This window comes from Duganella hordei, from assembly GCF_040369125.1.
In the GTDB taxonomy this organism is placed as follows: Bacteria; Pseudomonadota; Gammaproteobacteria; order Burkholderiales; family Burkholderiaceae_D; genus Rugamonas; species Rugamonas hordei.
This window is the reverse complement of record NZ_BPWI01000006.1, coordinates 292,267-311,854: the sequence shown is the minus strand read 5'-3', so window position 1 is coordinate 311,854 and position 19,588 is coordinate 292,267. Positions and strand designations below refer to the sequence as shown.

Annotated in this window: 19 protein-coding genes and 1 tRNA gene; all 20 read right to left on the bottom strand. The window is 63.4% G+C overall.

All coding sequences use genetic code 11. The features are described 5' to 3' along the window. Nucleotides 1–91: 91 nt before the first annotated feature. Nucleotides 92–580: an NADH-quinone oxidoreductase subunit NuoI gene (gene nuoI / locus ABWW33_RS16745; RefSeq protein WP_020702142.1), complete on the bottom strand. Its 489-nt coding sequence runs from the start codon at nt 578–580 to the stop codon at nt 92–94. 12 nt (nt 581–592) lie between these two features. Continuing rightward, nucleotides 593–1,678 carry an NADH-quinone oxidoreductase subunit NuoH gene (gene nuoH, locus ABWW33_RS16740; protein WP_176651807.1) on the bottom strand — a complete coding sequence of 362 codons (1,086 nt, stop codon included), beginning with the start codon at nt 1,676–1,678 and terminating at the stop codon, nt 593–595. Next, entirely contained in the window at nt 1,678–3,999 is a 2,322-nt protein-coding gene (nuoG, locus tag ABWW33_RS16735) for an NADH-quinone oxidoreductase subunit NuoG (RefSeq protein WP_353402916.1), read from the bottom strand. The genes nuoH and nuoG overlap by 1 nt, the downstream gene beginning before the upstream one ends. A 22-nt stretch (nt 4,000–4,021) precedes the next feature. Next, nucleotides 4,022–5,317 carry an NADH-quinone oxidoreductase subunit NuoF gene (gene nuoF, locus ABWW33_RS16730; protein WP_176651809.1) on the bottom strand — a complete coding sequence of 432 codons (1,296 nt, stop codon included), beginning with the start codon at nt 5,315–5,317 and terminating at the stop codon, nt 4,022–4,024. Then, complete coding sequence (nuoE, locus tag ABWW33_RS16725; protein WP_176651810.1) at nt 5,314–5,793, bottom strand: NADH-quinone oxidoreductase subunit NuoE; 480 nt, start codon at nt 5,791–5,793, stop codon at nt 5,314–5,316. The genes nuoF and nuoE overlap by 4 nt, the downstream gene beginning before the upstream one ends. A 20-nt stretch (nt 5,794–5,813) precedes the next feature. Continuing rightward, nucleotides 5,814–7,067, bottom strand: a complete 1,254-nt coding sequence (locus ABWW33_RS16720; RefSeq protein ID WP_176651811.1) for an NADH-quinone oxidoreductase subunit D — start codon at nt 7,065–7,067, stop codon at nt 5,814–5,816. 3 nt (nt 7,068–7,070) lie between these two features. Further along, nucleotides 7,071–7,661: an NADH-quinone oxidoreductase subunit C gene (locus ABWW33_RS16715; protein WP_176651812.1), complete on the bottom strand. Its 591-nt coding sequence runs from the start codon at nt 7,659–7,661 to the stop codon at nt 7,071–7,073. A gap of 18 nt (nt 7,662–7,679) precedes the next feature. Then, on the bottom strand, nt 7,680–8,156 hold the full coding sequence (locus ABWW33_RS16710) for a NuoB/complex I 20 kDa subunit family protein (protein ID WP_008450353.1): 477 nt from the start codon (nt 8,154–8,156) through the stop codon (nt 7,680–7,682). A gap of 3 nt (nt 8,157–8,159) precedes the next feature. Next, nucleotides 8,160–8,519, bottom strand: a complete 360-nt coding sequence (locus tag ABWW33_RS16705; protein WP_116988038.1) for an NADH-quinone oxidoreductase subunit A — start codon at nt 8,517–8,519, stop codon at nt 8,160–8,162. A gap of 173 nt (nt 8,520–8,692) precedes the next feature. Next, nucleotides 8,693–8,777 (bottom strand) — tRNA-Leu (locus ABWW33_RS16700). A 215-nt stretch (nt 8,778–8,992) separates the two neighbouring features. Then, complete coding sequence (secG, locus tag ABWW33_RS16695; protein ID WP_176651813.1) at nt 8,993–9,409, bottom strand: preprotein translocase subunit SecG; 417 nt, start codon at nt 9,407–9,409, stop codon at nt 8,993–8,995. 48 nt (nt 9,410–9,457) lie between these two features. Next, nucleotides 9,458–10,204 (bottom strand): triose-phosphate isomerase, encoded by a 747-nt coding sequence (gene tpiA, locus ABWW33_RS16690; protein WP_353402915.1) that lies wholly within the window; start codon nt 10,202–10,204, stop codon nt 9,458–9,460. A 120-nt stretch (nt 10,205–10,324) separates the two neighbouring features. Continuing rightward, the gene (locus ABWW33_RS16685; protein ID WP_176651815.1) at nt 10,325–11,305 is read right to left on the bottom strand and encodes an NAD(P)H-quinone oxidoreductase; all 981 of its coding nucleotides are present in this window, start codon (nt 11,303–11,305) and stop codon (nt 10,325–10,327) included. Between the two features lie 59 nt (nt 11,306–11,364). Then, entirely contained in the window at nt 11,365–14,046 is a 2,682-nt protein-coding gene (locus tag ABWW33_RS16680) for a nidogen-like domain-containing protein (protein ID WP_353402914.1), read from the bottom strand. 108 nt (nt 14,047–14,154) lie between these two features. Continuing rightward, nucleotides 14,155–14,763 carry a tetratricopeptide repeat protein gene (locus tag ABWW33_RS16675; protein ID WP_176651817.1) on the bottom strand — a complete coding sequence of 203 codons (609 nt, stop codon included), beginning with the start codon at nt 14,761–14,763 and terminating at the stop codon, nt 14,155–14,157. 33 nt (nt 14,764–14,796) lie between these two features. Continuing rightward, a complete protein-coding gene (locus ABWW33_RS16670) occupies nt 14,797–15,564 on the bottom strand; it encodes a GIN domain-containing protein (RefSeq protein ID WP_176651818.1) in 768 nt (255 codons plus the stop codon). Nucleotides 15,565–15,652: 88 nt separating this feature from the next. Further along, entirely contained in the window at nt 15,653–15,829 is a 177-nt protein-coding gene (locus ABWW33_RS16665; protein ID WP_176651819.1) for a hypothetical protein, read from the bottom strand. A gap of 142 nt (nt 15,830–15,971) precedes the next feature. Continuing rightward, entirely contained in the window at nt 15,972–17,435 is a 1,464-nt protein-coding gene (locus ABWW33_RS16660) for an ATP-binding protein (RefSeq protein WP_176651820.1), read from the bottom strand. Further along, the gene (locus tag ABWW33_RS16655; protein WP_176651821.1) at nt 17,428–18,135 is read right to left on the bottom strand and encodes a response regulator; all 708 of its coding nucleotides are present in this window, start codon (nt 18,133–18,135) and stop codon (nt 17,428–17,430) included. Before ABWW33_RS16655 ends, ABWW33_RS16660 begins: the two co-directional genes overlap by 8 nt. Further along, nucleotides 18,107–19,507: an ABC transporter substrate-binding protein gene (locus ABWW33_RS16650; RefSeq protein ID WP_353402913.1), complete on the bottom strand. Its 1,401-nt coding sequence runs from the start codon at nt 19,505–19,507 to the stop codon at nt 18,107–18,109. The genes ABWW33_RS16655 and ABWW33_RS16650 overlap by 29 nt, the downstream gene beginning before the upstream one ends. Nucleotides 19,508–19,588: the final 81 nt, after the last annotated feature.

Genomic DNA, 19,588 nt, shown 5'->3' with positions numbered 1-19,588 from the left:
CCCAAGAGACGTACATTATTGATCGACACGCTATTGATATGCGGCGCGCCTTGGCCTCGCCTTGGCGAGGTTAAGGACCAGCCGCATGTCATCAGCGGTAAGGAGCGTCCGCTGCGCGGGCTGCGGCGATCTCGTTTTCATAGCGATCGCCTACGGCCAGCAGCATCTCTTTCGTGTAGTACAGATCGCCGCGTTTCTCGCCGTGGTATTCCAGCACGTGCGTCTCGACGATCGAGTCGACCGGGCAGGACTCTTCGCAGAAGCCGCAGAAGATGCACTTGGTCAGATCGATGTCGTAACGCGTGGTGCGGCGCGAGCCGTCGTCGCGCTGCTCGGATTCGATGGTGATCGCCATCGCAGGGCACACCGCTTCGCACAGTTTGCAGGCGATGCAGCGCTCTTCGCCGTTGGGATAACGGCGCAGCGCGTGCAGTCCGCGGAAGCGCGGCGACATCGGCGTCTTCTCTTCCGGGTACTGCACGGTGATTTTGCGCGAGAACATGTACTTGCCCGTCAGCGCCATCCCTTTGATCAATTCGGTCAGCATGAAGCTGCCGATGAAGTCTTTTAAACGTTCCATTTTTTCCAGTCCTTACTTCCAGATATTCCAGGATGTCTGCATCCAGCCGGCCACGAACACCAGGTACACCAGCGTCAGAGGGATAAACACTTTCCAGCCCAGACGCATGATCTGGTCGTAACGGTAGCGTGGGAAAGTACCGCGCACCCAGATGAAGACGGACACCAGGAAGAACGCCTTGGCGAACAACCAGAAGAAGCCGCCGAAACCGCCCCAGAATTCGAGGAAGGCAAACGGTGCGGACCAGCCGCCCAGGAACATGATCGAACCCAGGGTCGCGATCAGGATCATGTTGGCGTATTCGGCCAGCATGAACATGGCGTAGGCCATGCCCGAGTATTCGACCATGTGGCCGGCGACGATCTCGGACTCGCCTTCGACCACGTCGAACGGGTGACGGTTACATTCGGCCAGGCCCGAGGTCAGGTAGACCACGAACAGCGGCAGCAGCGGCAGCCAGTTCCACGACAGGAAGTTCAGGCCGTGCTCGACGAACATGCCCTTCTGCTGGCCGGCGACGATGTCGCCGAAGTTCAGCGAACCGGACACCATCAGCACGACCACCAGCACGAAGCCCATCGGGATTTCGTAGGAGATCATCTGCGCCGAGGCGCGCATCGCGCCCATGAACGAATACTTCGAGTTCGAGGCCCAGCCGGCGATGATGATGCCGTAGACTTCCATCGAGGTGATCGCCATCAGCAGCAGCAGGCCGGCGTTGACGTTGGCCAGCACGGCTTCGGCGCCGAACGGCACCACCGCCCATGCGGCCAGCGCCGGCATGATGGTCATGATAGGACCGATGACGAACAGGCCGCGGTTGGCCTTGGCCGGGGTGATGATTTCCTTGAACAGCAGTTTCAGCGCATCGGCGATCGGCTGCAGCAGGCCCATGGGGCCGACGCGGTTAGGGCCGACGCGGATCTGGATCCAGCCGATGAACTTACGTTCCCACAGCGTCAGATAGGCGACCAGGCCCATCAGCGGCAGCAGCACGACGATGACGCGGATCAGCGCCCAGATCAGCGGCCAGGCCGGAGCCAGCACGCTGTTTGCGCCCATGGCGTTAATGGTAGTGACGAATTCAGGCAGAGCCATTATTTACCCTCCCCTGCTTTTTCAACGGTGATGGAACCGAACATGCCGCCCAGTGCGGCGGTCGACGCGTGAGCGGCGGCCACGCGGACTGCGTTGGCTGGCAGTTTGGCGTCGACAGCGGCGACCAGGATCGCGCTGCCGGAACCTTGCGTTACCTTGACGGTGTCGCCGGCGGCGACGCCCAGCTGCTGCGCCAGCGCGGACGACAGGTGCGCTTTCGGCGCAGCCGCATCGGCCATCTTCTGCAGCGACTCGGCGCGGCGCACCACCGCGTCGGCGAAGTAGATAGGCACGTCGGCGATACGTTCGGTACCGGTCGAAGCGGCGGAGGCAGCAACGACAGCTTGCCTGGTGATGTTGTTCAGCTTGGCCGACAAATCGGTCACGCCGGCGCCCAGCACTTCGTCGCGGATCGCTTCGGACGTGTCGTAGTCGAAACCGGACAGGCCGAGGATGTTGCCCAGCACGCGCAGCACTTTCCACGCAGGGCGGGTTTCCAGCAGCGGCTTGACGGTGCCGTTGAAGCTTTGCGCGCGGCCTTCGCAGTTGACGAAGGTGCCCGACGTTTCGCTGAACGGCGAAACCGGCAGCAGCACGTCGGCGTAGTCCATGCCGTGCTTGTAGGCCGACATGACGACGACCATCTCGGCGTGCTTCAGCGCGGCGGCGGCGGCTTGCGGGTCGTGTGCATCCAGCTCTGGCTCGGCGTTCAGCAGCACGTAGGCTTGCTTCTGCTCGGAGAACGCAGGCACCTTGGCGCCGTTGGCGTTGACGATGTAAGCGCCGACGGTGTTGGCGGCTTCGGTCAGGTAGCCCAGCTTGGCGCCGGTCTGTTCGGCGATCCATTGTGCGGCGGCGTGCAGCGCGGCGGCTTGCGGGTGCTGCGTCGCCGCGTTACCCAGGAAGACACCCTTGTTTTCGCCGGAGATCAGCGAAGCGGCAATCGCGTTGGCTGCGTCGGAAGCGGTGACGCCTTCGAAGCCGGCTGGAGCAGAAACTTCCTTGGCCTTGGCCACGGCCACCACCACTTGCGACAGCGCCGACAGCCACTCCGAAGGAGCGACGATCATCTTGTTGGCGACGTTCATCAGCAGGTCGTCGTCGGTCGCGTGCAGGATCGACAGCTTGGCGCCGCCCTTCACCGCCGTGCGCAGGCGGGTGGCCAGCAGCGGATGATCCTTGCGCAGGAACGAGCCGATGACGAAGGCGCGGTTCAGCTGGCCGAACTCCGCGATCGACATGCCCAGCCAAGGGGTGACGTCGCTCAGCGAGAAGTCGCTGTGGCGCAGGCGCGTGTCCACGCTGTCCGAGCCCATGGCGCGGGTCAGCTTTTGCAGCAGGTGCAGCTCTTCCAGCGTCGAATGCGGCGTGGCCACAGCGGCCAGCGCGTTGGCGCCGTGTTCGTGCTTGATGTTCTTCAGGCCGTGCGCCACGTATTCCAGCGCGGTTTGCCAGTCGACTTCCTTCCACTCGCCGCCCTGCTTCAGCATCGGCTGGGTCAGGCGGTCGGCGGCGTCCAGGCCTTCGTACGAGAAGCGGTCCTTGTCGGAAATCCAGCACTCGTTGACGGCGTCGTTTTCCAGCGGCAGCACGCGCTTGACCTTGCCGCCCTTGACCTGAACGATCAGGTTGGCGCCCAGGCCGTCGTGCGGCGAGACCGATTTGCGGCGCGACAGTTCCCAGGTGCGGGCGCTGTAGCGGAAAGGCTTAGACGTCAGCGCGCCGACCGGGCACAGGTCGATCATGTTGCCGGACATTTCCGAGTTGACGGTCTGGCCGACAAACGCGGTGATTTCCGAGTGTTCGCCGCGGCCGATCATGCCCAGCTCCATGACGCCGGCCACTTCCTGGCCGAAACGCACGCAACGGGTGCACTGGATGCAGCGCGCCATCTCCTGCATGGAGACCAGCGGGCCGGCATCTTTCGGCACGACGACGCGCTTGTCTTCTTCGTAGCGCGATTCGCCCTTGCCGTAGCCGACCGCCAGATCCTGCAACTGGCACTCGCCGCCCTGATCGCAGATCGGGCAGTCCAGCGGGTGGTTAATCAGCAGGAATTCCATCACGGACTTCTGAGCCTGCACGGCCTTGTCCGAAGCGGAGCGCACAATCATGCCTGCCGAAACCGGCGTTGCGCATGCTGGCAAAGGCTTGGGGGCCTTTTCCACTTCGACGAGGCACATACGGCAGTTCGCGGCGATCGACAATTTCTTGTGATAGCAGAAGTGCGGAATGTAGGTTCCCAATTTGTTGGCGGCGTCCATCACCATGCTACCAGCAGGGACTTCGACTTTTTTGCCGTCTATTTCGATTTCAACCATGGTGATCGTTACCTGACGCAGCTTAGATGTAAGCGGGCACTAAGCAATGCTTGTGCTCGACGTGATATTCAAATTCTTCGCGGAATTGCTTGATGAACGCGCGCATCGGCATCGCCGCGGCATCGCCCAGCGCGCAAATGGTGCGGCCCTGGATGTTGTCGCAGATCGAGTTCAGCACGTCCAGGTCCGAAGGACGTCCCTGGCCGTTTTCGATGCGGTGGATCATGCGGTACATCCAGCCCGTGCCTTCGCGGCATGGGGTGCACTGGCCGCACGATTCTTCAAAGTAGAAGTAAGCCAGGCGCTCCATGGCCTTGACCATGCAACGCGTTTCATCCATGACGATGACGGCGCCCGAACCGAGCATCGAGCCCGCCTTGGCGATCGAGTCGTAGTCCAGGTCGGTGTTCATCATCACTTCGCCGCGGATCACCGGAGCGGACGAGCCGCCAGGGATCACAGCCTTGATCTTTTTGCCGCCGCGCATGCCGCCTGCCAGTTCCAGCAGCTTGGCGAACGGGGTGCCCAGTGGCACCTCGTAGTTGCCCGGCAGTTCAACGTCGCCCGAGATCGAGAAGATCTTCGAGCCGCCGTTGTTCGGACGTCCCATGCCCAGGTACTTTTCAGGACCCATGTTCAGGATGAACGGAACAGCCGCGAACGTCTCGGTGTTGTTGATGGTGGTCGGCTTGCCGTACAGGCCGAACGACGCAGGGAAAGGCGGCTTGAAGCGCGGCTGGCCTTTCTTGCCCTCCAGCGATTCCAGCAGCGCGGTTTCCTCGCCGCAGATGTAGGCGCCATAGCCATGGTGCGCGTGCAGCTGGAAGCTGAACTCGCTGCCCATGATCTTGTCGCCCAGGAAGCCGGCGGCGCGCGCCTCTTCCAGCGCATCTTCAAACTGGGTGTAGACCTCGAAGATCTCGCCGTGGATGTAGTTGTAGCCCACGGTGATGCCCATGGCGTAGGCGCCGATGGCCATGCCCTCGATCAGCGCATGCGGGTTGTAGCGCATGATGTCGCGGTCCTTGAAAGTGCCCGGCTCGCCCTCATCTGAGTTGCATACCAGGTACTTCTGGCCCGGGAACTGGCGTGGCATGAAGCTCCACTTCAGGCCGGTCGGGAAACCCGCGCCGCCACGGCCGCGCAGCGACGACGCTTTCAGGTCGGCGATGATTTGTTCCGGGGTGATTTTCTCTTCGAGGATCTTGCGCAGGGCGCTGTAGCCGCCGCGCTTGACGTAATCTTCCAGGTGCCAGTTCTTGCCGTCGAGGCCGGCCAGAATGACCGGGTCGATGTGACGATTGTGGAGTGACGTCATTTCTTCAATTCCTCCACCAGGGTATCGATTTTGTCGTTGGACATGAAGCTGCACATGCGCTGGTCGTTCACCAGCATCACCGGCGCGTCGCCGCAGGCGCCCATGCACTCGCCTTCCACCAGCGTGAAAGCGCCGTCGTCCGTGGTGTCACGGAAGTCGATGCCCAGCTTTTCTTTCAGGTGGTTGGCCGCGCGCACGCCGCCCGACAAGGCGCATGGCAGGTTGGTGCACACGGAAATCTTGTGCTTGCCGACCGGCTTCAGGTTGTACATATTGTAGAAGGTGGCGACTTCCTGCACGGCGATGGCCGGCATGCGGATGTAGTCGGCCAGTTCGGCCATCACGTCCGGCGAGATCCAACCCAGTTCAACCTGGGCGTGGGCCAGCGCGGCCATCACGGCCGACTGGCGCTGGTCGGCCGGGTACTTGGCCAACTCGCGGTCGATTTTTTTGTAGCACTGCTCTGATAACAACATAACTTTTCTGCCTCTCGGACTTAGCGGTCAATACTGCCGAACACGATATCTTGCGTACCGATGATGGTCACGGCGTCGGCAATCATGTGGCCGCGCGCCATTTCATCCAGCGATTGCAAGTGCGCGTAATCGGGAGCGCGCAGCTTCATGCGGTACGGCTTGTTGGCGCCATCGGAAATCAGATAGATGCCGAACTCGCCCTTCGGATGCTCCACCGCGCTGTACGCTTCGCCCGGCGGCACGTGGAAGCCCTCGGTGAACAGCTTGAAGTGGTGAATCAGCGATTCCATATTGGTCTTCATGTCGACGCGGCCCGGAGGCGCCACCTTGCGGTTGTCGGTCATGACCGGACCCGGATTGTTGCGCAGCCATTCGACGCACTGCTTGATGATCTTGTTCGACTGGCGCAGCTCTTCCACGCGCACCAGGTAGCGGTCGTAGCAGTCGCCGTTGGTGCCGATCGGCACGTCGAAGTCCATCAGGTCGTACACTTCGTACGGCTGGTGCTTGCGCAGGTCCCACTGGATGCCCGAGCCGCGCAGCATGGCGCCGGTGAAGCCCATGGCCAGCGCATCTTCCGGCGCCACCACGCCGATGCCGACGGTACGCTGTTTCCAGATACGGTTGTCGGTCAGCAGCGTTTCGTATTCGTCGACGTAGGTCGGGAAACGGTTGGTGAACGCTTCGATGAAGTCCAGCAGCGAGCCCTGGCGATGTTCGTTCAGGCCGGCCACGGCCTTGGCCGAGCGGATGATCGACGGCTTGTGCTGCGGCATCGCGTCCGGCAGGTCGCGGTAGACGCCGCCCGGACGGTAGTAGGCCGCGTGCATGCGCGCGCCCGACACCGCCTCGTAGCAGTCGAACAGGTCTTCGCGGTCGCGGAAGCAGTACAGGAACGGGCCCATGGCGCCGACGTCGAGCGCGTGCGCGCCCAGCCACATCAGGTGGTTCAGGATGCGGGTGATCTCGTCGAACATGACGCGGATGTATTGCGCGCGCAGCGGCACTTCCAGGCCCAGCAGCTTCTCGATCGCCATCACGTAGGCGTGCTCGTTGCACATCATCGACACGTAGTCGAGGCGGTCCATATACGGCACCGACTGCAGGTAGGTCTTCTGCTCGGCCAGCTTCTCGGTGCCGCGGTGCAGCAGGCCGATGTGCGGGTCGGCGCGCTGTATCACTTCGCCGTCCAGCTCCAGCACCAGGCGCAGCACGCCGTGCGCGGCCGGGTGTTGCGGGCCAAAGTTCAGGGTGTAGTTCTTAATTTCAGCCATTGTTTACTTCCCGTAGTTTTCTTCGCGGATCACGCGCGGCACGTTTTCACGCGGCTCGATGGTGACCGGCTGGTAGATCACGCGCTTCTGCTCGGGGTCGTAGCGCATTTCGACATAGCCCGATACCGGGAAGTCCTTGCGGAACGGATGGCCGATGAAACCGTAGTCGGTCAGGATGCGGCGCAGGTCGTTGTGGCCTTCGAACAGGATGCCGAACATGTCGAACGCTTCGCGCTCGTACCAGTTGACGGCGCGCCACAGCGGCACCAGCGACGGCAGCAGCGGCATGTCGTCGTCGGCGCAGAACGCGCGCACGCGCACGCGCCAGTTGTTCTTCACGGACAGCAAATGGACGACCACTGCGAAACGCAGGCCGTCCCAGGTGCCTTCACCGTAGTTCAGGTAGTCGACGCCGGCCAGGTCGATCAGCTGATCGAAGCCCAGCGACTTGTCGTCGCGCAGCGTTTGCATCACGCCGTAGTAGTCGGCGGCTTTCACGACCAGCGTGATCTCGCCCAACGCCACGGTCGTAGTAACGCGATCGCCCAGGGCGGTGCCGAGGGCGGTTTGCAGTTGTTCCAGATGTGTAGTCATATTCTTGAAGCGGCCCCGTTAGCGTGCGATCGTGTTGGTGCGCTTGATCTTGTTTTGCAGCTGCATGATGCCGTACAGCAGAGCCTCAGCCGTCGGCGGGCAGCCCGGCACATAGACGTCCACCGGTACGATGCGGTCGCAACCGCGCACCACGGAGTAGGAGTAGTGATAGTAGCCGCCGCCGTTGGCGCAGGAGCCCATCGAGATGACCCAGCGCGGTTCCGGCATCTGGTCGTAGACCTTGCGCAGCGCGGGGGCCATCTTGTTGCACAGCGTGCCGGCCACGATCATCACGTCGGACTGACGCGGCGACGGACGGAACACCACGCCGAAGCGGTCCATGTCGTAACGGGCCGCGCCCACGTGCATCATTTCGACCGCGCAGCAGGCCAGACCGAACGTCATCGGGAACATCGAACCCGTGCGCGCCCAGTTGATCAGCTTGTCGGCCGAGGTGGTGATGAAACCTTCGTTTAATACGCCTTCAATAGCCATGGCTTATTCCCAATCAAGGGCACCTTTCTTCCAGATATACCAAAAACCGACGACGAATTCAGCGATGAAGCTCATCATCACCAGGAACCCGTTCCAGCCCAGTTCGCGCATGGAGACGCCCCACGGGAAGAAGAATGCCGTTTCCAGATCGAACAAAATAAAGAGGATTGCGACGAGGTAGTAACGCACGTCGAATTTCATGCGCGCGTCTTCGAACGCTTCGAAGCCGCATTCATACGGGGACAGTTTTGCTGCGTCAGGCTTGTTAGGCCCGAGAATGTGGCCCAGGACTTGGGGAGCGATGCCTACGCCGAGACCGACGAGGATGAACAACAGGACGGGGAGATAATTTTCGAGGTTCACGATTGATGAGCTTATATTGAACGGTCGGTTAAAAGGACACACTGCGGTGTTATGCGGTGCTCTTAACGTTCGCCCCAATCGTAAAACTACTTAGACCAGGATCGAACGACACATCCTCGTAAAAAAGCCAGCTCAGGTACTTTGTAGGTACTCCCTTGCTGGCCTCTGATTTCTGGTGCCGACGACGAGACTCGAACTCGTACAGCTTGCGCCACTACCCCCTCAAGATAGCGTGTCTACCAATTTCACCACGTCGGCGTAAGGCCGCTATTCTACTTCGTTTTCACGCGGTTGTTAATCCGTATTGCGCCAAAACAAGAAGAAAAACGATAAATCTTTACTTCCTTCTACTCTGAATTGTTTTTCTAGCTTGCAGCGCTAATGTACTGCCAAAACAATGAGCAAACAACTTAAAAAATTGCCAATGAACCTGCTTTACTTCGCAACTTTTCACAACTTAGTTCATTATTATATTACTTTGGGATCGAAGCTGCAGAGCCTGCCGCAGTCGGCGCTGGCGCCGAGGCTGCCGGGGCCGCTGGCGCCGCCGCCGGAGCGGTAGGAATCGCTGCCGCGCCGGTGGCTGGCGCCGGGGCCGGGGCCGCCGGCAGCGCCTTGTCCATCACGCCGCCGCTGACGGCGCCGCTGCCGTGCTGGGTCGAGATGTACGACAGGGCCAGCGTGGCGCTGAAGAAAATCGCGGCGGCAACGCCGGTCGATTTCGACATGAAGTTCGACGAACCGGTCGCGCCGAACAGGCTGCCCGAGGCGCCCGAACCGAAGGCCGCGCCCATGTCGGCGCCTTTGCCATGCTGCAGCAATACCAGGCCGATAATGGCGATTGCGGAAATGACCTGCACTACGATAACCAGATTGAACAAGGAGTTCATGTTATTCCATTCAAAAATAAAAGTTTTGTATCGTTTTGTTTCTAAAACTTAGACGGCCTGGATAATCCCGAGGAAATCAGTCGCCTTTAATGCGGCGCCACCGATCAAGCCGCCGTCGATATCCGGCTGGGCCATCAATTCTCTTGCATTGTCCGGCTTCATGCTGCCGCCGTACAAAATCTGCACGCCGGCAGCGGCCGGCGCATTCTTCTGCGCCAGGCGCGCGCGCAGGAAGCTGTGGGCGTCCTGGGCAATTTGCGGCGTCGCCGTCTTGCCGGTGCCGATCGCCCATACCGGCTCGTAAGCCACCACCAGCCTGGCCACGTCGTCGGCGGAAATCACATCCAGCACCGCCTGCAGCTGGCCGCAGATGATGGCTTCGGTCTCCCCTGCCTCGCGCTGCGCCAGCGTTTCGCCGCAGCAGACCACCGGCGTCAGGCCGGCGGCCAATGCCGCGACGGTCTTTTGCGCCACCAGCTCGCTGCTTTCCTTGTGATAGGCGCGGCGCTCGGAGTGGCCGCACAGCACGTATCGGGAATCGAAGTCGACCAGCATGCCGGCCGACACTTCGCCCGTGTAGGCGCCGCTGGCGTGGGCCGACACATCCTGCCCGCCCCAGGCGACCGGGGTGCCTTGCAGCTCGGCCTGGCATTGAGCCAGGTAGGGCGCCGGCACGCAGACGGCGCAGTCGGCTCCGAAGTCGTTCAATCCGGCGACGATCCCGGACAACAACGCCGTATTGCCGGCGCGGTTGCCGTTCATTTTCCAATTGCCGATGACGAGTTTGCGACGCATAGTAGCCTAAAATTCAATAACCCGCTATTTTAACGCGAGGCTGTAACCCCGGTCAAACCAGCGGGCGGCCGCACCGCCCTTAAAATGGCAAAAATACTACGGTTCTGCCCGGATCTTGACCTAAATCACCTGCAACATGATCTTGCCGACGTGGTTGCTGCTCTCCATCAGCGCATGCGCGGCGGCGGCCTGCTCCAGCGGAAACACCTCGTAAATCACCGGCTTGAGCTTTTGCGCGGCCATCATCGGCCACACCTTGTCCAGCAGCTTCTTGGCGACCGCGCCCTTGAAGGCGGCCGAACGGGGGCGCAGCGTGGAACCGGTGATGGTCAGCCGGCGGCGCAACACCTGGCCCAGGTCCACCGTGGCCTTGCCGCCGCCCAGCGTGGCGATCAGCGCGATGCGGCCGTCGTCGGCCAGGCAGCTGATTTCGCGGGGAATATAGTCGCCGCCCACCATGTCGAGGATGACGTCGACGCCCCGGTCGTTGGTCAGCGATTTGACGATGAGGCCGAAATCCTCGGTCTTGTAGTTGATGCCGCGCTCGGCGCCCAGCGCCATGCAGGCGGCCACCTTGTCGTCGCTGCCGGCGGTGGCGAACACGCGGTGGCCCATGGCCGTGGCCAGCTGTATCGCCGTCACGCCGATGCCCGAGCTGCCGCCCTGCACCAGCAGCGTTTCGCCGGCGCTCAGGTGGGCGCGGTCGAACACATTGCTCCAGACGGTGAAATAGTTTTCCGGGATCGTGGCCGCCTCGAGCATGCTCCAGCCCTTGGGCACCGGCAGCACCTGCTCGACCGGCGCCACGCAGTATTCGGCATAGCCGCCGCCCTGCACCAGCGCGCAGACCTTGTCGCCGATATCGAAGGTGGTGTAGTCGAGGTCGCCGTCGACGATCTCGCCGGCCACCTCCAGTCCCGGCAGGTCGGAGGCGCCCGGCGGCGGCGCATAGTTGCCCATGCGCTGGAACACGTCCGGACGGTTGACGCCGGCCGCATGCACCTTGATCAGCACCTCGCCCGCCTTGACGACGGGCATGGGGCGCTCGCACAGTTTCAGAACATCGGCCGGGCCGGGATGGGTGATTTCAATCGCGCGCATGGTCTCGCCTTTCAGGGAAAATGCGATTTTACCCCGCACGGCGATCCGCTGCGGGGCGCTTACGTTTGGGTGTTCCGGCGCCGCCGCGCAGCCCCGCCCGCCAGCGCCAGCCCTCCCAGCAGCATGGCGTAGCTGGCCGGTTCCGGCACCGCCGCCGCAGTGAAGCTCAGCCGCAGGTCATTGCCGGCCAGCGAGAGCGACCAGGCGCCATCGTTCAACGCATTGCTGAATCCGCTGGCGTCGAGCAGGAAGCGATCGCTCGCATAACCACTGATGCCGCCGGTGGTGCTGATCAAGGTGTAGCTGTAACTATGCCTGCCATCGAAGTTATAGACGTCGCCGGCACTGTTGCCGGCCATCAGCGAACGCAGGCTGATCGTCACCGGCGACGCGCCCGCCGCGATGCCAAGCACGCCATTCACCTGCAAGGTGTCGTAGGCAACGCCGGCGGCGCCGGTGGCGCTGTTAAGTTCCCACAGATATGTGCTGCCGGCCGCAAAGGTGGTGTCGCCGGCCGTCAGCTTGCCCGGCGAATTGCCCGGCGCCAGCGTGCCGGACAGGTTCAGCGCGCCGATGCCGCCATTGCCGCTCAGCGTAGCCCCCGCAGCCACATTGAAGGCACTGCCGACCGCACTGCCGTTGATCCTGACCTCGCCGGCATTGACATTGGTGGCGCCGCCGTAGCTGTTCACGCCGGACAATGTCAGTACGCCGGCGCCGTTCTTGGTCAGGCCGCCGCTGCCGGAGATCACGCCCGCATACGCATTGGCGCCGCTGTTATTGACGGTCAGCCGCGCCGCGCCGAGCGCGACAGTGCCGCTGCCCGACAAGCCCTGCACCGTTTGCGCGAAGCCGTTCATGGCAAAGCCGGCGCCCGCGGCCACCGACAGCGTGGTGCTGGACGACAGCGCATTGGCGCGGCCCAGCGCCAGCGCGCCGCCGTTGATGGTGGTCGCGCCGCTGTAGGTGTTGACGGCATTGAGCGTCAGCGTGCCGGCGCCGGACTTGGTCAGCGAACCGCCGCTGCTGCTCAGCGCCGTGCCGACGGCGACATCGCGGCCGTTGGTGTCGAGCTTGTATGCCTGGCCCGCAGCCGTGCTGAAGCGGCTGGAATAATCGGCGGCGTTGCCGGCGCTGTATTGCAAGGTGCCGCCGCTGAACTTGATGGTGCCGCTGCTGCCCAGCGCCGCCGCGCTGCCCAGGCCCAGCGTGCCGCCGGCCAGCGTGGTGCCGCCGGTATAGGTGTTGGCGCCGGAAAGAACCTGCGTGCCGTTGCCGGCCTTGGTCAGGCTCAGGTTGCCCTGGATCGCGCCGCTGAAGTTTTGCGAGCCGCTATCGAAGTCCAGCGTCAGGCCGCCGGCCGCCGCCAGCGAATTCTTGATCAGGCCGGCGCCGGCGCCGACCGAGCTGACGCCGCCCAGCGCCGTGCTCAGGCCGCGCAAGTCCAGCGTGCCGCCGGTGGCGCCCGCCGTGTTGTCGAACACCAGCGTGCTGTTGCGGGTGGTGGCGTTGAGCGTGTAGATTTGCAGCTGGGCGTTTTTCTTCAGGAGGATACTGGCGCCATCCACCGAATTGGCGTACTGCGCGCCGAGAATGGAGCTGTCGGTAAAGGTCAGCCGGCCGCTGCGCAGCGCGCCATTGCCGTTGCCGTCTTCCTGCGCCACCAGGATCAGCGTGCCGCCGAAAGTGATGGCGGTGTCGGCCGCAGCGGTCGACAGCGTGCCGACGGTCAGCGAATTGGCGCCCGTGGTCAGCGCCGAGGTGAAGGTGTAGCCGTTGCTGTTGACGCTCATCTTGCGCACATTGCGCAGCGCATCCAGCGTGACCGTGCCGCCGCTGCCGCCGAACACCGCCTCGGCCAGATTGCTGGCGCCGCCAGGCGCGCTGCCGCCACGCCAGTTGGCCGCCGCCGACCAGGTGCCGCTACCGGTGGCGGCGTTCCAGGTAAACACGGGCACCGTCGCGGTCGGCGTGCTCGAATCGAGCTTGAACTGGAAGATGCCACTGCCGCTGGTCAGGGTCTGCGAGACGCCGCTGACGGTTTGTGAAGCGCCAGGCAAGATATTGTAGTTGTGCCCATCGATCCCGTAGCCGGCAGAGGCAATGCTCTGCGAATCGTTCGCGCTGCCTCTCAGCCATTTGATCGCGCCATCGGGATATTTAAATACGGTGTAAGTTTGCGTGCCGTCCGACACCAGCACCATTTGGTAGGTGTTTTTCACCGTGCCAAGGGAATAGGCCCCGACCTGATCCCAGGTCACAACCTGGGCAAAGGTCGGCGTGAAGTTGACGACACCGGGAATGCCAGCCTTGACGTCCTGCGAGAGCGACTTCAGGAAGGCGCCGTCGGTGGATATGCGATACCACACATTCCCGCTCGCGCGAGTATCCGCATCCGCCCAGAACGGCGCGATTATGTCTATCCCGGGGAAGCTTGCCGGGAAACGCTGCGGCGTGTAGGCGTACACAGCATCGCCAAATGACATCAAGCCGTTGGTGTTGACATACAGGCCGCCATAGGTTTTGCTGAACAACGGAAGTTGCACGCTGGCGCCGCCGACGCCCGCCCTGGTCAGATCGACATATTGCGAAGCGTCGTCCCCCTTCGCAAGCGAGGCGTCGCCGACGGCGGTGCCAAAGGCATACAGTGTGGCGCCGCCATGCGCCGGACCGGCGAAAACCAGCGCCAGCAACACACACAAACGGCTCAACGGGGGAATGCGGGTCGATGGCGAGGTCATTATGGGAGTCTTCACAGGAGTAAAGGACCATTATCAACCTTGCTATACAAATTAGCAATTAACCTTTCCGTAGATTTGTAACAACCTTGTACCCCGGACAAATCCCGCTTACCCGCCGCCGGTGCGCGACTGGCGCGGCAGCGGCGTGTTCGGCTTCCACGCGGCCGACAGCGCCTGCCCTTCCTCGATCTGCTCCGGCGTCATGCTCTTGACCACGGCCGAGCGCTGCTCGGCCGCGTTCATCGAGCCGTTGGCGGCGGCCAGGTTCCACAGCATGTAGGCAATCACGTTGTCCTGCGGCATGCCCGCCATGTGATAGCGGTACATCAGCCCCAGCACTTGCTGCGCATCCGGATGGCCCTGCTCGGCGGCCTTGCGGAACCACGTCACCGCCTGCTTGTGATCCTGGATCACGGCATTGCCGGTGTAATACATGGCGCCGACCACATACTGCGCGTCGGCCTTGCCCTGCAGCGCGGCCTTGCGGTGCCATTCCAGCGCCTGCTTGTAGTCCTGCGCGACGCCGCGTCCCATGTAATACATCAAGCCCAGCAAATGCTGGGCATCGGCGTTGCCGGCTCGGGCAAGTGGCGCTATCTCTTTCAAAGCCACCGCATAGTTCTTGTTGTTGTAGGCGGTGGCGCCTTCGGCGAATCCGGCTGTCGCGGCCTGTTGCAGGCCCAGTGCGATAGCGATCGCTAGTATGAATTTTTTCATATCCCGTTATTTATACATAGGTGTGTATTGGTTTTACTTCCAACTTACCTTGCCCAGGCCGTCAACGCTGACGTTGCGGTTCAGGGGCTTGCCATAGACAGTGACCGATCCCAGGCCGCTCAAGTTCAATGTCGCATTGGTCTTGGCGTTGACGGTGGCGTTGCCCAGCCCGCTCAGCTCGACGTTGACCGAGTCCGCCTGGAACTGCTGGGCATTGAGCCCGCCCAGGCCTCCCAGCGTCGCGTGCAGCATCTTGCTGCGCCCGCCGAGGGTGATGTAGCCGGCGCCGCGCAGGTCCAGGTCGACATTCTCGTTCTCGCTGACCCACAGGTGCATGCTGCCGACCCCGCCCAGGTTGGCCTTCAGGCTCTTGTAGTCACAGACCACCTTCATCGTACCGGCGCCGTCCATCGTCAATTCCAGTTCGTCCCCGCTGAAGCCGCTGATCTCGGTCGTGCCCACACCCTCGGACACCACTTCCCGCAACATCGGCAGCACCAGCTCGGCGCGGGCGCTGGAGCGGCCGATCTTGATGCCGCGGCCTTCGGTCTCCAGGTGCAGCGTGTCGCCGGTGGCCGACGCGGTCACCTTGTCCATGTAGCGCTTTTCCGCAATGATCGTCAGCGACGGCGTCGTGCCTTGTCGCAGCTTCAGGTCGATTACGCCGTCGAGCTTGACTCGCACCACGCGGGCATCGATGGCGATGACCCGTGTCTCATTGCCCTCGTCGGCAGCCTCGGCGCGGCCAAACAGCGCACAGAAAGCGGCAAACAGCAGGCCAAATTGGAAAAGCTTGTTCATTGTCTGGGTTCCTCTGATGTTGTTCTCAGTCCTAATGTAGCAGCGGACTAAGCTTTCTAGCAATCTTTGCGGTGCTACCAATAGTCGATCAAGACTGGCGCTTGCCCTTGATTACCACAACTTGCATCGGAGCCTGGACGGCGGCAGCCTGGATGGTCGGCTGCAGGGCCACGGTCGCCTGGGCGGCCGCGCCGGCATAGGCGGAAGCGCCCAGCAGGACGGCGGCGGTGACGAAGATGGCTTCCATGTTTTTTGCGATGTTCATTTTGCTCTCCTTGAATGCGTTTCGGTATGTGATCACTATATCGATCACCTCCCTGACGATCATGCGGATTGCGACGAACTGCACAATTTGGCGACTGGGCGACAAAAAACCGGGAATGGAGGCGCTGCGCGAGATGTCTTGCTCAGGCCGGCAGGCGGATGGTGGCGTTCAATCCGCCCTCGGGATGGTTTTCCAGCACCAGCTGTCCGCCGTGGGCCTCGATCACGCTGCGGGCGATGCCCAGGCCCAGGCCCATGCCGCCGTCGTTCTGCTCGCGGCCGTGCTCCAGCCGGACATAGGGGTCGAACAGGCTGGCGAAGGCGTCTTCCGGCACGCCGGGGCCGTGGTCGCGCACGGCGATGGTGACGGCTCCCGGCTCGCTGCCGACGCTGATCTCGGCGCGGTCGCCGTAGAACAGCGCGTTGTCCAGCAGGTTGCCGATGGCGCGCTTCAGCGCCAGCGGCTTGGCGCGCACCGTCACCCCGCTGTCCTGGTAGCCCACCTCGTGCCCGGCCAGGCGCGCGCTGCGCACCAGCCGACCCAGCAGCGCATCGAGCTTGACCTCGGCCGGGTTCTCGTGGATGTCGCTGTCCTTCACGCATTGCAGCGCGCCCTTGACCATCATGTCCAGCTCATCCAGGTCTTCCTCGAACTCGTTGCGCAGCGCCTCGTCGTCGAGCAGCTCGGAGCGCAGCTTGAGGCGCGTGATCGGCGTGCGCAGGTCGTGCGAGATCGAGATGAACAGCCGCTCGCGGTCCTCGATATAGCGCTGTATGCGTTCGCGCATCGCGCTGAAGGCGCGCGCGGTGTTGATGAATTCGCGGCTGCCCGTCTCCGGTAGCGGCGGCGCGCGGTCGTCCTGGCCCTGGCCGAAAGCGGCGGCGGCGTCGGACAAGGCGGCCAGCGGACGCGTGATCCAGCGCACCACCAGCAGGCAAAGCAGCAGCACCGCCGCCAGCGACAGCCCTTGCAGCGCCAGCCGGTCCCACGCCAGCGGATCGTTGCTGCTCAAGAAGTAAGGATTGGGCATCAGCGCCGCCATGTACAGCCAGTTGCCCGGTTCGATCTCGGTCTGGATCACCAGTATCGGCGCCGGATCCGGCTGCAGCAGCAGGATGTGCTGGACCCACGAGTCCGGCAGGTCGCTCAGGTGGATGTCGTTTTCGGACACCACCAGCTGGTCCGGCCAGGCGAAGGCCAGGTGGATGGCGGGCGAATGCGGCAGGTCGCTTTTCAGCGTGGCCCCGACGCTGGCGATGACGCTGCGCGCCAGCGGATGCGGGGCGATCTCCTTGACCGGCACGTAGGCCTGGTTCAGGTTGACGAAGAAGCGCGTGCCGCCCATTTCGCGCAGCTGCTGGATCAGCAGCAGGCGGTAGTTCGGCGGCAGGCTGCGGAAGAAGCGGATCGCGCCGGACGCGCTGTGCGCCACGTACAGCGACGCCGACTGCGCCTCCACCTGCGCCTTGGCGCGCAGCTGGCCGGCCCAGATGGCGCTGGCCGCAAGCTGCGTCACCAGCAGCCCCGCCACCATCACCAGCGACAAACGCCCCAGCAGCGACTGCGGCCAGATCCTGCTCAATCGCGCCAGCAGCCGCCTAGGCATGGGAAGTACTGACGTCGGCCGAGAACACATACCCCGCGCCGCGCACCGTCTTGATCAGGGCCGGCTGCTTGCCGTCGTCGTTGAGGCGCACGCGCAGACGGCTGATCTGCACGTCCAGCGAACGGTCCAGCGGGCCCGCGTCGCGGCCGCGCGTTTCCTCGCACAGCACGCTGCGGTCCAGGATCACGCCCGGATGCTCGACAAAATACTTCAGCAGCTGGAAGTCCAGGCCGGTCAGCGCGACCACGTTGCCGTCGCTGTCCAGCACCTTGCGCTCCATCAGGTCCAGCGTGAAGCCGACAAAGCGGTAGTAGCGCGTGGACGGCGTTTCCAGCGCGGTGCGGCGCAGGATGGCCTTGATGCGGGCCAGCAGTTCGCGCGGGCTGTATGGCTTGGCGATGTAGTCGTCGGCACCCAGTTCCAGGCCGACGATGCGGTCGGTCTCGTCCGAGCTGGCCGTCAGCATGATGATCGGAACGTTGGAGCGCTGGCGCACCTGCTTGCACAGCGCGAAGCCGTCGGTATCGGGCAGCATCACGTCGAGTATCACCAGCGACAGCTGCTCGGCGTGCGAGTGCAGCTCGGCCAGGAAGCTTTCGCCGTTGTGCGACAAGATCACCTCGTACTGGTTTTTCTCCAGGTAGGTCTTGAGCAGCACCCGGGTCTTTTGGTCATCGTCTACGATCAGTATCTTGCGCACCGGGTGCTCCTTGGCTTCTGAGGTTAAACAGTCGGAACAACGCGCCAAGGCGGCGCTGCGCCTCGGCCGGCGTGGCCCTGTCGTCTAGAAAGTAACGGTGGATCTCGGCGATGATGGCATCGCGGCTCGCCTCGTCGGTGGCCATGCGGTGCACCAGGCTGGGCGCCTGCACCGCCGCGCCCTGCCCGAAGGTAGTCCACGAGGCGCGCGCGCAGCTGTCCATCTTCGACGGGTCGGCGTCGCGCCGCACCGGCACCGCGCCCTTCTGCGCGTTGAATTCCGCCTGCACCGGCTGCGACACCAGCAGCCGCGCCATCTTCTCCTGCGCGGGCATATGGCGGTAGTCGCCGGCGAACATGGTCAGCGTGTCGACGCTGTAGAGGTGGTACTTGCCGGTGCCGGGCGCCGTGCCGCAGGAATAATCGTCGTCCAGCGACATACCGCGCTCCGCCAGTTCGGGCTTGGCCCAGTCGCCCATGATCATCATGCCGGCTTCGCGGCGCGAGAACTGGCGCACCACTTCCGGCCACGGACGCTCGTCCAGCTGCCCGCCTATCCATCCCTTGACGATGCGCAGCCGCTCCAGCGCCTCGGCGGTGCGGCGGTCGGCGGCGGCGGCGGGACTGCGGCGCACAAACAGCTCGCGGTAGAACTCGGGACCGCTTTCGGCCAGCACCAGGTTCTCGAACAGCGCCGCGACCTGCCACGCTTCGCTGCTTTGCGCCAGCGGCTGGATGCCGGCCGCCTTGAGTTTGAGCGCGACGTTCTGGAAGTCCGCCCAGGTTTGCGGCGGCGTCAATTTGAGCTGAGCGAACAGCGCGCGGTTGTAGTACAGCGTGTTGACGCGGTGGATGCCGAGCGGCGCCGCCACCGTGTGCTTGCGGTGCTGGATCAGCGTTTGTATGGTCGGGAACAGGATGCTGCTCCAGTTGCCGGCGCTGGCCACGTTGTCGATCTCCAGCAGCAGGCCAAGTTCGGCCCATTCGGCGACGGAGACGCCGATGATCTGCGTGACTTCCGGCGCGTCGCCGGCCAGCACGCGGCTTTTCAGCACCTTGCCGGCGCCCAGCCCCGCCCCGCCGGGTATGGCGGCGTCCTTCCATTCGAGGCCCTCGTCGGCCATGCGTGTCGCCAGCACGTTGGCGGCCTTGCGTTCGCTGGTGGAGGTCCACCAGTGCAGTACCTGCAGCGTGGTGAGGGGCGCTTGCGGCGCGGCTGCGCCTTGCTGGGGGGATGGCGCCTGGGACACGGGCGAGGTCGTGGCCGACAATGCGCCGCAATTGAAGGCGCAAGCCGCCGCCAGCAGGCCGAAGGACCAGGCGCGTGCCGTTGGCGGGCGGCGGGCTGTCGAACGAAAGGGTAACCAATCCAACAGCGGCCAGGCTACTTTTTCTATCGACGCAATCACTCAATATCCCGGAGAAAACAGTGACATGATTATAACGGAGAAGGC

Bases quoted from the DNA above. Each gene is read 5' to 3' on its own strand.
- nuoI (WP_020702142.1), bottom strand. From the start codon at position 580: ATGGAACGTTTAAAAGACTTCATCGGCAGCTTCATGCTGACCGAATTG.
- nuoH (WP_176651807.1), bottom strand. From the start codon at position 1,678: ATGGCTCTGCCTGAATTCGTCACTACCATTAACGCCATGGGCGCAAAC.
- nuoG (WP_353402916.1), bottom strand. From the start codon at position 3,999: ATGGTTGAAATCGAAATAGACGGCAAAAAAGTCGAAGTCCCTGCTGGT.
- nuoF (WP_176651809.1), bottom strand. From the start codon at position 5,317: ATGACGTCACTCCACAATCGTCACATCGACCCGGTCATTCTGGCCGGC.
- nuoE (WP_176651810.1), bottom strand. From the start codon at position 5,793: ATGTTGTTATCAGAGCAGTGCTACAAAAAAATCGACCGCGAGTTGGCC.
- ABWW33_RS16720 (WP_176651811.1), bottom strand. From the start codon at position 7,067: ATGGCTGAAATTAAGAACTACACCCTGAACTTTGGCCCGCAACACCCG.
- ABWW33_RS16715 (WP_176651812.1), bottom strand. From the start codon at position 7,661: ATGACTACACATCTGGAACAACTGCAAACCGCCCTCGGCACCGCCCTG.
- ABWW33_RS16710 (WP_008450353.1), bottom strand. From the start codon at position 8,156: ATGGCTATTGAAGGCGTATTAAACGAAGGTTTCATCACCACCTCGGCC.
- secG (WP_176651813.1), bottom strand. From the start codon at position 9,409: ATGAACTCCTTGTTCAATCTGGTTATCGTAGTGCAGGTCATTTCCGCA.
- tpiA (WP_353402915.1), bottom strand. From the start codon at position 10,204: ATGCGTCGCAAACTCGTCATCGGCAATTGGAAAATGAACGGCAACCGC.
- ABWW33_RS16685 (WP_176651815.1), bottom strand. From the start codon at position 11,305: ATGCGCGCGATTGAAATCACCCATCCCGGCCCGGCCGATGTTCTGAAA.
- ABWW33_RS16680 (WP_353402914.1), bottom strand. From the start codon at position 14,046: ATGACCTCGCCATCGACCCGCATTCCCCCGTTGAGCCGTTTGTGTGTG.
- ABWW33_RS16675 (WP_176651817.1), bottom strand. From the start codon at position 14,763: ATGAAAAAATTCATACTAGCGATCGCTATCGCACTGGGCCTGCAACAG.
- ABWW33_RS16670 (WP_176651818.1), bottom strand. From the start codon at position 15,564: ATGAACAAGCTTTTCCAATTTGGCCTGCTGTTTGCCGCTTTCTGTGCG.
- ABWW33_RS16665 (WP_176651819.1), bottom strand. From the start codon at position 15,829: ATGAACATCGCAAAAAACATGGAAGCCATCTTCGTCACCGCCGCCGTC.
- ABWW33_RS16660 (WP_176651820.1), bottom strand. From the start codon at position 17,435: ATGCCTAGGCGGCTGCTGGCGCGATTGAGCAGGATCTGGCCGCAGTCG.